8 protein-coding genes are annotated in these 12,120 nt (G+C 63.1%); 3 read left to right on the plus strand and 5 right to left on the minus strand.

Going from position 1 to position 12,120, the window contains the following annotated elements; translation table 11 throughout:
* Positions 1–132 precede the first annotated feature (132 nt).
* Positions 133–1,581 (minus strand): histidine--tRNA ligase, encoded by a 1,449-nt coding sequence (hisS, locus tag GKZ68_RS02920; protein ID WP_173110562.1) that lies wholly within the window; start codon positions 1,579–1,581, stop codon positions 133–135.
* 432 nt (positions 1,582–2,013) lie between these two features.
* Between hisS and GKZ68_RS02925 the strand changes: the two genes are divergently transcribed.
* Together GKZ68_RS02925 and GKZ68_RS02930 are read left to right on the plus strand one after the other, a co-directional pair.
* A complete protein-coding gene (locus tag GKZ68_RS02925) occupies positions 2,014–3,231 on the plus strand; it encodes an aminopeptidase (RefSeq protein WP_173110564.1) in 1,218 nt (405 codons plus the stop codon).
* A gap of 176 nt (positions 3,232–3,407) precedes the next feature.
* Positions 3,408–4,286 carry a transporter gene (locus GKZ68_RS02930; RefSeq protein ID WP_173110566.1) on the plus strand — a complete coding sequence of 293 codons (879 nt, stop codon included), beginning with the start codon at positions 3,408–3,410 and terminating at the stop codon, positions 4,284–4,286.
* A gap of 8 nt (positions 4,287–4,294) precedes the next feature.
* On the opposite strand, the gene GKZ68_RS02935 is transcribed toward GKZ68_RS02930, so the two are convergent.
* The 4 genes from GKZ68_RS02935 to GKZ68_RS02950 all read right to left on the minus strand — a co-directional run bounded on the left by GKZ68_RS02935 (position 4,295) and on the right by GKZ68_RS02950 (position 9,288).
* Positions 4,295–5,629 carry a serine hydrolase gene (locus tag GKZ68_RS02935; RefSeq protein WP_173110568.1) on the minus strand — a complete coding sequence of 445 codons (1,335 nt, stop codon included), beginning with the start codon at positions 5,627–5,629 and terminating at the stop codon, positions 4,295–4,297.
* A 218-nt stretch (positions 5,630–5,847) separates the two neighbouring features.
* Entirely contained in the window at positions 5,848–6,423 is a 576-nt protein-coding gene (locus GKZ68_RS02940) for a hypothetical protein (protein ID WP_173110570.1), read from the minus strand.
* Positions 6,424–6,494: 71 nt separating this feature from the next.
* A complete protein-coding gene (locus tag GKZ68_RS02945) occupies positions 6,495–6,668 on the minus strand; it encodes a hypothetical protein (RefSeq protein WP_173110572.1) in 174 nt (57 codons plus the stop codon).
* A gap of 118 nt (positions 6,669–6,786) precedes the next feature.
* Entirely contained in the window at positions 6,787–9,288 is a 2,502-nt protein-coding gene (locus GKZ68_RS02950) for an outer membrane beta-barrel protein (protein WP_173110573.1), read from the minus strand.
* A gap of 636 nt (positions 9,289–9,924) precedes the next feature.
* Here GKZ68_RS02950 and GKZ68_RS02955 point away from each other — a divergent pair.
* Entirely contained in the window at positions 9,925–12,114 is a 2,190-nt protein-coding gene (locus GKZ68_RS02955) for a TonB-dependent receptor (RefSeq protein WP_173110575.1), read from the plus strand.
* Positions 12,115–12,120 lie beyond the last annotated feature (6 nt).

The following is a 12,120-nucleotide window of genomic DNA, read 5'->3' on the forward strand; positions in this document are numbered from 1 at the left end:
GGCTAGCCCCGAAATACTTAGCGCTAAAGATAGGGCTAGCCAGCTATTGCCGCAACAGCGCAATAGTTAGCTAGCCCTATCTTTTTACGGTGATTTCCGGTCCCGAGTCCATTTCGCAGGGCCTGCGGCAGTTTACACCGTCAGGTTAGCCACTACTTCGCTCAGCGCCAGCGTTTTTTCCTCGCCGGTTTTCATGATTTTAATCTTCGCCACGCCCGCCGCTAGCTCCTCGGGGCCCAGCACCAGCACCAGCGGAATGCCCTTGGCATCGGCGTACTTGAACTGCTTTGGCAGCTTGCCCGCATCGGGGTAGAGCTCGGCCGGGATGCCGGCGGCGCGCAGCTCGGCCAGCAGCGGCAGGGCCGCCCGGCCCGCTTCGGCCGAGAAGTGGGTGAGCAGCACGCGGGTGGGCGTTTCGCCGGTTTCGGTAAAGAGGTTCAGTGTTTCGAGGCAGTCGTAGAGGCGGTCCACGCCAAACGAGAAGCCCACGCCGCTCACGCCCGGCAGGCCAAACGAGCCGGTGAGGTTGTCGTAGCGACCGCCGCCGCTCACGCTGCCCATCGCCACGTTGTTGATTTTTACCTCGAAAATGCAGCCCGTGTAGTAGCTCAGGCCCCGGGCTAGGGTGGGGTCAAACTCCAGGCGGTCGAACTGCCGGAAGCCACTGGCTTGCAGCAGGTCGCGCACCTCGGCCAGCTCGTTGAGGCCCCGGTAGAAGGCGGCATCGTCGTCGTCTTCGCTGTCGGCGGTGGGGCGCAGGCCATCGGGCTCCACGCCGGCCGTCACGAAACCCACCATGAGGCGCTCCAGCTTTTCGGCGTAGTCGCCCTCGACTCCCAGCAAGGCAAACAGCGTGTCGATGGTGGGCGCCGAAAAGCCTTTTTCCAGCAGTTCCTTGCTCACGCCATCGCGCCCGATTTTGTCGAGCTTATCGATGGCCACGAATAAGTCGGTTTCTTTGCCCTCGCCCCCCAGCGCCTGGTAAATATTGCGCAGCACGCCCCGGTGGTTGATTTTGATGGTAAAATCATCGAGGCCTAACCCGTTGAGCACCTGCGCCATCATCAGCACAATCTCGGCCTCGCAGAGCAGCGAGTCGGTGCCCACCACGTCGGCGTCGCACTGGTAAAACTCGCGGTAGCGGCCGCGCTGCGGGCGGTCGGCGCGCCACACGGGTTGCATCTGGTAGCGCTTGAAGGGGAAAGTGAGCGTGCCGCGGTTCATGGCCACGTAGCGGGCAAAGGGCACGGTGAGGTCGTAGCGCAGGCCCTTTTCGGCGATTTTGGGCAGCACGGCTTTATGGCCGGCTTCGAGGTCTTCGGCCGTCACGAGGGGCGTGATTTCGCCCCGGCGCTCCTTCACCAGGAAGTTGCCGGAGTTCAAGACTTTAAATAGCAGTTGGTCGCCTTCGTCGCCGTACTTGCCGGTGAGCACCGACAGGTTTTCGAGGGTCGGCGTTTCGAGCGGGGCGTAGCCAAACGTCTCGAATGTGCGCCGGATGACGTTGAAAATGTGCTGGCGGCGGGCCACCTGGGCCGGGCCAAAATCGCGGGTGCCTTGCGGAATGCTGGGTTTTTCCATTACGGCGCAAAGGTAGGTTTGGGCCCCGGCAACCGGCTAGCCCGCCCGCTGGCCAGGGCTGCCCGGCTAGGGTAGGCATGGGCGGTGGGCGGCTGGGCGGCTCTGGCCAGTGGGGGTGTCGAATACGCGTTGAAAATGAGTCAGATAAGTAGAAGTACCGGGTTTGAAGAACGCGTATTTCTACGCTCGCCTGGCATTGGAGCCGCCCCGTTATTTGCCTTCGCAACGACGCCACGATGCGCCTCAGTGAGGCGCACGGCTGCTGAAGCGACACGTTAGTCGCCAGGATTATCACGCAAGCTCGGTCACGCTGCTTCGCTGGCTTTGCCTAGCGCCCGCTGGTCACTTGCTGCTTTGTTGCCTCAGGCCCGGCATTCGGGCTGGTCGACCTTTTTACCCAACGCTGATTTTTCACCTAACCCCCACACCAGCATGACAACAATTTGTTTGCTAATGAGTTGTGGGCTAGGCCTGCTTTCGTTAACCAAGCCGGCTTTCGGGCAGAACTACGAGCAGATTGCCACGCAGATTGTCACTACGTCGGCGGGCGTGAAGCCGGGCGACGTAGTGGTGATTACGGGGGGCCAGTACACGCTGCCGCTCATGGAAGCCGTGGCCGTGGAAGTAGCCCGCGCCGGCGGGCAGGCCAACATGCTGCTTACTACTGACAAGGCAGCGCACGCCGAGCTGATGGACACGCCCGAAACGGCTATTCAGGCCGATAAATCCAATAATTGGCTTCTGCAGTCGGACGTGCTCATTACCCTGCCGGCGTATGAAGACAGCCGCGCAGTAATGGCGGGCGTGAGCCCGGCCCGCCAGGCCAAGTTTGCCCAGGTGGCCACCGCATCCGGAATTAACAATAAGCTAGACGCCAGCAAGATACGGGGCGTATTTGTGAGCTACCCGAGTAAAAGCTTTGCGGCGGCGCATCAGCTCGACTACCCTGGCTACGAGCAGATGATGTGGAGCAGCATCGGGGCCGACTACACGGCCATTGCCGGGCAGGCCGAGCGCCTGAAGCAGGTGCTGGCCACGGGCCATAAAATGCACATTACTTCGCCGGCCGGCACCGACCTGACCCTTAGCCTCGGCGGGCGGCCCGTATTTACGGACGATGGCGTGGTATCGGCCGCCGACCAGCAGTCCCCGCGCGTGTATGACCGCACGGCGGCCCTGCCCGGCGGGCGCGTCTATGGCACTTGCCAGGAAACGTCGGCCACGGGCCGCCTGGCCATCGCCAACGACTACATCACGGATGGCAAGCCACTGACCGGCTTCAAGGCCGACCTGCAAGGCGGCCAGCTCACCAACGTGCGGGCCGACGCCGGCGCCGATGCTTTTCAGCAGCAGCTAGCCCCCTACGGCCCGTCGGCAATGCAAATCAGCAATTTCTCTATCGGGCTGAACCCACTTATGAAGGCGCAGGCTGACAAGGCCTTCAGCCCCACCACGGCGGCCGGCATGGTGTATGTGCGAACGGGCAACAACGGCCTGCTGGGCGGCCAGAACACGATGCCGGGCGGCTATGGCTTCCCCATCGCCAATGCTACCGTGGAGGTAGATGGCAAGGTGCTGCTGCGCAACGGCCAGCTCGTCGACCCGGCCGCCGCCAGCGCAGCGGCGGCGCCCCGAAAAAGCCGGAAATAGACGCTGTTGCTCGGCTTGTCTTCCGCTAACAAGGCCAGTCAATGCTTCGTTGACTGGCCTTGTTGTTGGCGGGGCTAGCCAGCGAAAAACTCGCGCAGCACGCTAGGTGTCGTGGAGGGGCAGCCGGCCGCGCCAGCGCTACGTATGCGGGGTGCCGCTTACCTCAGTCATTTCCAATGCGTCCTTTTTATACCTGCCTGCTGCTGGTGCTAGGCCTGGCCGGCCCGGCCGCCGCCCAAAATACCAAGCTGCTCAACGATACCCTGCGCCATAAGGAGCAGTACAATATCTTCAACCCCACGCCCCGCCGCCTCATGCGGCCCATGGTGCCCGACCGCCCTGGCATCACCGAAAGCCCGTATTCGGTCGATGCGGGGCATTTTCAGTACGAAACCGACGTGCTGCGCCTGCTCACGCGCCGGGAGGGCGATACCCACGGCCACGACTGGTACGTGAACCATTTTCTGGCTAAAATCGGCCTCACCGACCGCACCGATTTTCAGGTGGCACTCGATATGTTTACCTACTCGCACAACTTCGACGATAGCCAGGTGGGGCAGGTGCCGTTCAACCAGAACCAGCTCATCCGGGGCGTGGGCGACGTGACGCTGCGCCTCAAGCACACGCTGCTCGGCGACGACGACAGCCGGGGCGCGCTGGGCCTGGTGGGCTACGTGCAGCTGCCCACCGGCGGCGCAGTAGGTGATGGCGGCTACGAGCCCGGCCTCACCCTCACCGGCGTGTTTCAGTGCACCCAAAAATGGAGCGTGGGCGGGCAGGTAGCCAGCAATTTTTACTACGACCCTGAGGTTAACCAGCATTTCTACCAGCTCACGCCTACCCTCACAACCGACTACCAGTTTACGAAAGTAATCCAGGCCTTCGTGGAGCTGGTGGGCTACTGGGACACCCGGCAAAGCACCTGGCGCAGCTCCATCAACCTGGGGCCGCAAATTGACATCAGCGACAACGTGCAGCTCGACTTTGGCACCCACCTGCCCATCACGCACTCCGTGGATAGAGAATACTTTCTGGGCATCAGTTTTCGGCGCTAGCCGCTGGCCTACTCCTTCGTAAATAAAAACGTGCCGCCGCCCTGCCGGAGCGTGAACGCAGGCTTGGCCGGGTCAAACTCCATGCGGATGCCGGCCGGGTCAAACTTGAAGATGCCCGCGCTCACCGGCTCCAGCGGAAATGCGTTCTGGCCGGTGGCCTGCGCCCGCAGCGTAGCGCCGTCGCGGCTCACCATGATTTTGAGCGGCATAGTGGGGCTAGCGTAGGTGCCGGCGTAGCGGTCGAGGTCGGCGGGGGTGAGGGCATAAGTGCTGGGCGTGAAATCTGGCAGCTTGTAGGGCTGGCCAAAGTAGAGGCTGAGCGCGCCGATGAGCACTTCATTGGGCGAGTACGAGCCGCCGTTAGTGCACAGCGCCACCGCCAGCTTATCGCCCGGGAAATAAAACGCGGCCGAGCGAAACGCGTCGATGCCCCCGGTGTGCCCGTAGCCCTTCTTCGCGCCAAACGGGACCTGCATCAGGGCCCGGCCGTAGCCGTCGCGGATGTTCTGCATGGCTACCAGGCTGCTGGCAGAAAGCAGTTTGCCGCCAAACAGCGCCTCCAGAAAGTGGTCGAGGTCGGTGGGCGTCGAAACCAGCGCGCCCGCGCCGGCCGGGATGCTCATGTCGGTTTCGGGGCTCAGTTTCCAGCCGCTGCCGCTTGGTCCGTAAGACAAGGCTTGCTGCTTTTGGGGGTCAATCTTGCCGCCGTAATAAGTGTTTTTGAGGCCGGCTTTGGTCAGAATATGCTTTTGCAGGGCCTGGGCGTAGGGTATTTTGGTCAGTTTCTCCACGATGTAGCCCAGCAGCACAAAGTTGGAGTTGCTGTAGGCATACTTCGCGCCGGGCTCAAAATCGGGCTTGGGCTGCGCCATAATGGCCAGCAGTTCGGCCTGGGTCTGGGGCCGGGTCATGTAGCTGATGTAGGCCGGGTCATCGGTGAAATTGTGGATGCCGCTGCGGTGGCTCAGCAGCTGGTCGATGGTGATGCGGTCGGCATTGGGTACCTGCGGAAAAAAGGTGGCTAGCTTGGTGTCCAGCGTCAGCTTTTTCTCCTCAATCAGCTGAAAAATGAGCACTCCCGTGAACACCTTGCTAATGGAGCCGATGCGGTAGTGCGTGGCCGGGGTGGCGGCCACCAGCGGCGCGAGCTGCGCGGCGCCGAAGGCGTGGCTATACACCACCTGGCCGTCGTGCGAGAGGGCGAGGCTGCCCATCAGCTTGTTGTGGCTAGCCAGCCCATCGAGCAGGCTGTCGAGCTTAATAGTATTGAGGGTTTGGGCCGGGGCGGCCAGGTAGCCGAGACTCAGCAGCGAAGCCAGGGCTAGGGTAGGGCGGTGCATCATAGCAAGGAAAAGAGGGGCAAGAACGACGAGTATATCGACCAGGCCGCAAGTACATTACAAATACCGGCCGAACAATACGCGGGCTTTTTACCAGCCAAAAACGCAACACCCAGCCGCCACCCACTGCCCTATAAGTCTTCGCGCCAGGCAGCGGGCAGCAGCCAGATGCTGCGTTTCAAGCGGGAGGGCCGGGGCGGGTGGCACCCACGGCGCCGGGGCTAGCGGCTGGCCGGCCCGCGCACGGCGTAGGTGGCCGGGGCGGGCAGGTGGCTGGGGGCCAGCACCACCAGCACGCGCTCGCCGGCCTGGGTGTGCGCGGCTACCTGCTGGGCCAGGCGCTGGGCGCGGAAGGCGCGCAGGTCCTCATCGAGGTGCTGCATAAAGGCGGCGGGCTGGGTGCTTGGGGATTGCTGCCACCACTGGCCGCCGCTGGGGCAGTGCTGGCGGTAGGCGGCCGTGAGCTCGGCCATATTCTGAATGACGCGCTCGGTGCCGGGCAGGAAGAAGGCGCTGTTGGCAATGAGCTGCTGCATGGCCTTCACCGTCAGCGCTTTCGAGGCGCCAGTGTGCTGGCGAAACTGCTGGCAGGTGCGCAGCAGGTAGTAGAGCTTGAGCTGGGTGGCGTCGGTGCGGGTGCGCAGGTATTCGTACTCGGCCACCGGGTCGTCGAGGCGCTCGGCTTTGGCGCCGTGCTGCTGGGCCAGGTAGCGCACGTAGCCCGACTCGCCCAGCCGGGTGATGGTAATCGCTTCGCTGCTATCGATGCCCAGGTCGGGCTTCTCAAACAGCACCACGGTGGGCCGGCTAGCCTCGAATACCTGCCGCAGCCGGGCAAACTGCGCGTGCTGGGTGTTGTACGAGGTTTCTACCCCGAAGTAAGTGACGGTGCCCCGGCCGGGGCGCTGGCCTTGGCGGCGGGATAGCAGCCTATCAGTTCGTGCAAATCGGCCTCGGGCGCGGCGAAAGCAACGGATTGGGCAAAGGCGCCGGCAGCGGGCAGCAGCAGCGCGGAGGCGAGCAAAAGGGCGGTGATTTTCATGACTCAGAAAGAAAAATGGCGGATGTTGGAAAGAGAAAAATGAGGCAGCAGCGAGCCGGTGAGCCCCGTATTGGAGGCTCAGTAGCAAGTATTCCCGATTGAGGATGAAGTGAAGACCCTAGCCGCCGAAGCCGCCGCCGCTGCTCGGGGCCGCGTCGATGCGGTCGGGCTTGGCCTTGGTGGCGCCGATGTACCAGGTGAAGCCTAGCCAGGCCACGCGAGTCTCAAACTTGTTGTAGAGCGCGGTTTGCAGCTCGGGGGTGGCGATTTCGGTGCGGCGCACCTGGGTGTTGAGCAGGTCCGACACCCGCAGCGTGAGGGCGGCGCGCTCGCTGAACAGGCGCTGGCGCAGGGCCAGGTCGAGGCCGCCGGTGGCCAGCTGCCGGCCCTGGGCCGTGAGCACCGTGGAGCGGATGCTGCCCGTGAGCTGCACATCGAGGCCCTTGCGGGGCGTGAAGTTGTTGGCTAGCCGGGCGGTGCCGGCCAGGGCGGCGCGGTTGGCGGTGTTGAGGGCGTTGGCGGCAATCTGGGCGTAGTACACCGAGCCGGTGGCCGATACGCGCCACCACTTGGCCAGGGGCTGGGCCCAGGTGGTTTCGAGGCCGAAGCTGTTAGTAGTGCCCACGTTGGCGTAGGTTTCGCGGGTTACTACGCCCACGTTGTTCTCGCGGGTGGCGACGCTGTCGATGGTGCGGATGCGCTGGATGGCATTCTGGGTGAAGCGGGCGAAGACCGTGTTCGTGATGCTGGCGCCGTTGGCCAGGTTCAGCTGGTGGCCCACTTCGAGGTTGTGGCTGAACTCGGGGAGCAGGCCGGCGTTGCCCTGGCGGTAGTTGCGCGGGTCTTGGTAGAGCTGAATGGGCAGCTGCTGCATAAAGTCGGGCCGGTTGAGGCGCCGGGCGTAGCTGAATTGCAGGCGGCTCTGGCCGGACTCCTTGCCCAGCTCGCGGGCCACCGTGGCCGAGGGGAAAAGGCTGACGTACTGCCGGTTGACCGAAGCTGTGCCGCTAGCCACGCCGCCGTTGATAAACGTGCCTTCGCTGCGCAGGCCGCCCTGGGCGCTCCAGCCGTGGGCTAGCGTGCGCTGGTAGGTGGCGTAGGCCGCCGGCATCACCTGCGTGAAATTGTAGGCAAACGAATTGGTGGGGTCAAGCTGAAACTCGGCGCTCGGGTCAGTCGAAGTCGGCTTGAGCATGGCCGTGCGGCCGGTGTTGCGCAGCACCTGGTTTTTCAGGCCCACTTCCAGCTTGCCCTTGCCATCGGCGCTGGGCAGCGTGTAGTCTACCTGCCCGAAGTAAATCTGGGCATTTACCTGCTGCTGCTGCTTGAAGCCGGCCGGGGCCGTGCCACCGGTCAGCAGCTGGCTCACCGGGATGTTGGCGTCGATTTTTACCATGCCGGCATTGGCGGTCAGCTCGCGGCCTTTGTGGGCCTCCCAGGTGTGGCGGTAGTCGGCCGACGACTCCAGCACGGTCACCTTCACATCGGCAATCTGCTGGCCGTACTGCGTGGTCACGGTGGGCGAGCCCACCGTTTGCTGGGTCAGGGTCTGGTTGTCAAGCTCGCTCTGGTGCTCCCAGTGGGGCTGCACGCTCAGGCTCAGGCTTTGCTCTTTGGTCAGGTCATAGTTCAGGCCCAGGTTCAGGCTGTGGTTGCGGTTGTGCTGGGTGCCGGTGCCGTCTTGGGTGGTGTAGAGGCTGCTGGTGGTGGCGCCATCGGTGAGCAGGGCCGTCTGCTGGCTATTCGAGCGGGTGCGGTAAAGCTGGTCGCGGCCGTCGTAGCCCAGGTTCCAGGTGGCCTTGCCCACGTGGCGGCTCAAACTCAGGCTGGGCGAATATTTAGCACCATTGCCGACTACCAGGGCGGCCTGGCCGTTCCAGCCCTCTTTCTTATCCTTCTTCGTAATGATGTTGATGACGCCCGCCCCGCTGGCATCGTACTTGGCCGAGGGGTTGGTCATCACCTCCACCTGCGCAATCTGCGAGGCCGGAATCTGGTCGAGGCGCGGGCCGGGGCCACCGTTGCTGGTGCCGGCCGGCTTGCCGTCGATGAGGATGGTCAGGTTGCTGGAGCCGCGCAAACTCACCGTGCCGGTGGCATCTACGGCCACGGCGGGCACGTTTTCGAGCACGTTCACGGCCGTGCCGCCCACGCTGCTCAGGTCCTTCTCCACGTTGATGACCGTCTTGCCCAGCTCCTGCTGCACCACGGCTTTCTGGCCGGTTACCGTCACCTCGCCCAGCTGCTGGCTAGCCGACCGCAGCTTTAGCAGCCCCAGCGCCACGCTGGGCTGGCCGGGCGCCACCCGCACGGCCTGGGCCAGGCTCTGGTAGCCCATGGCCAGCACCCGCAGGCGGTAGGCGCCGGCCAGCACCTGCGGCAGGGCAAAGGTGCCGTCGAGGGCCGTTTGGCCGCTGGCTACCAGGCTGGTATCGCCGGCCTCGGCGTGGCGCAGCAGCACCGTAGCGAAGGGCAGCGGCTCGGCCTTGGCGCCGCCATCCACGGCGGTGCCGCTGACGGTGGCGCGGCTGGCCGCCGGGGCCCTTTGGGCGGCTAGGCTCAGCGGCAGGCCTAGCGTGGCTAGGAAGAAGAACGAATTGATTGTCAGCGAGAAGTTCATGGCGCGAAGAAGAAGAAAAGGGTTCGGCGTGGGCATGGCGATTCCGTTCCCGGCCGGCCGCGGCTCCGGTGGGAGAGAAAAAGCTGGGCCCGGTGCAGGTGCACGGAGGCGAAAGAGAGTGGGCTGACTAGTGGGCTAGTCGGGAGAAGCGGCCGGCAGAAGCATCCGGCGCGAACCAGCCGCCCGGTTGGCGGCTAGGGGCTACCCGCGGGTGGCCGCAGCTAGGCGCGACCAGGAAGTGGGTAGTGATAGGGTACTAGGCTTTTGGTAGAACAAACTTACGACAAGTACTTTGTTTCGCATAGTACTGGTTGTGTTAAATTTTCTGTTACCTGCATTTTGGGGTTAGGAGGCCTCTTTTAAGGAAAATATTTTTTTAGCGCGCTGCCCGCACACCGAGAATTTTGCGGCTAGCCAGACCTAGTACCGTGGTTTGGGGCAAACGTTACGGAGAGGACCCTGAAAAATGGCTAGCCTATTTGAGTGGTCAGATGCCTGCTCACGGTTGCCGGTTGCCTGAGGTCCTTGCTAATAAGTACCGGATTTTATTTGGAATTTCTCCAGATAAAATTCAGAAAACCTGACGCTCGTCCCTACCTTTGCCATTGTTTAGAACAGTTATAAATAATGGTTTTCATGGCAAATCGCGCTACGCTGCTTGCTGCACTACTCAGCCTTCAGCTTAAGGCATTGGCTCAGGTCGTGCCCACGCCGGCTCCCAAGGCGCTCGATGAGGTAAGGGTGCTGGGTCTGAAGTCGAAAAACGGCCTTGGCAATCTGGGCGAAGTAGGGGGTGCCATAATTTATGCCGGCAAGAAAACGGAGGTGCTGGTGCTGGACTCGCTCGACGCCAACACGGCGCTGAATAACCCGCGCCAGATTCTGGGCCGTATTCCGGGCATGAATTTCTCCGAAACTGAGGGCGCGGGCTTTCCGGCCAACGGCATCGGCTTGCGCGGGCTGAACCCGGTGCAAAGCGTAGAAATGAACGTGCGCCAGAACGGCTACAACATTACGGCCGACCTCTACGGCTACCCCGAAACCTACTACCTGCCCGCAATGGAGGCCGTGGAGCGCGTGGAAGTGACGCGCGGCGCAGCCTCGCTGCAATTTGGCCCGCAGTTTGGCGGAGTGGTGAACTACGTGATGCGCCAGGGTGCCAAAGACAAGCCGTTTGAGCTGGCCCTGCGCCAAACGGGCGGCTCGTTCGGGCTGTTCAACTCGTTTACGAGCGTGGGCGGGCAGGTGGGCAAGCTCAACTACTACGCCTATGGACAGTACCGACGGCAGGAAGGCTGGCGGCCCAACTCGGGCCTAAGCCAGGCCACGGCCTACGCTGGCCTGAGCTACCAGGCCACCGACAAGCTGAAGCTGTGCCTGGAATACTCGCTGCTGCGCAATAAGATTCAGATGCCGGGCGGGCTCACCGACTCGCTTTTTAACGCTAACCCGCGCCAAAGCACCCGCGCTCGCAACTGGCTGCAAAGCCCCTGGAACGTGCTGACCCTGACGGCCGACTATCGCCTGAGCGACCGCACGCTGCTGACCCTGAAAACGGCTGGCAACCTGAGCCGCCGCGCCCTGGTGTGGCGCAACGAGGATGGCGGGGCCGCCGCCCCCGACACTGTGGACCGCGCCACCGGCCAGTTTGTGCCCCGCGAGGTCGAAAACGAAACCTTCCGCAGCCTCACCAATGAGCTGCGCCTGCGCACCGACTACCGCCTGCTGGGCCTCGACAATACGCTGGCCGTGGGCGTGCGCTACTTTGCGGGCTACATGCACCGGCAGGGCGGCGGACCGGGCTCGACGGCGGCCGATTTGGATTTGAACCTGTACGGCGGCGGCTACGAGTACGATTTTGCGTTTCGCACCCAAAACGTGGCGCCCTTTGCCGAAACCGTTATCCGGCTCAGCAGCCGGTTTTCGCTCACGCCGGGGGTGCGCTACGAGTTTATCAACTCGAAGGCGCAGGGCTACAAAGAGCAGGACGGCACGCTGCTGACTACTAGAGAGTCGCGTAACCGCAGCTTGCTGCTGGTTGGAGCCGGCGCCCAGTTTCAGGCCACAACCGGCACGGCGTTCTACGGCAACGTGTCGCAGGCCTACCGACCCATCGACTACTCGGCTTTGCTGCCCTTCGGCGTTACGTCGAAAATCGACCCCAACCTAAAAGACAGTAACGGCTACAACGCCGACCTGGGCTATCGCGGCGCGGTGGGCGAGTGGCTGAACTTCGACGTCGGCGCGTTTTACCTGCGCTACAACCGCCGTATCGGCACCCTAGCCCTGGTGGACCCCGTGACCGGCAGCAACTACTCGCTGCGCACCAACGTGGCCGACTCGGAGCACAAGGGCGTGGAGAGCTACCTCGAAATCAGCCCCCTGAAGCTGCTGGCCGCCCCTAGCCGGCATCGCCTCAGCGCCTTCAACTCACTGGCCTACGTCGATGCGCGCTATGTGAGTGGCGAGTTTGCGGGCAAGCGCGTAGAATACGCCCCCAAAGTAATTGAGCGCGTGGGCCTCACCTACGGCTATGGGCAACTGAGCCTGACGGGCCAGTACAGCTACACCAGCAGCTCGTTTGGGGAAGCCAATAACCTAGCGGCTCCCGACAACGAAAACCCGCTGCAGGGCTTGGTGCCCGCCTACGCAGTGTGGGATATTTCGGGCACTTATCACTGCCTGCAAAATCTTGACTTGAAAGCTGGTGTCAATAATCTGACCGACGCCCGCTACTTCACCCGCCGCACCGACGAATATCCGGGGCCGGGGATTATCCCGGGCCTGGGGCGCAGCTTTTACTGCACGCTGGCCGCCAAATTCTAGGGGCGC

Origin of the sequence: Hymenobacter sp. BRD128, assembly GCF_013256625.1 — a bacterium.
Classification (GTDB): Bacteria; Bacteroidota; Bacteroidia; order Cytophagales; family Hymenobacteraceae; genus Hymenobacter.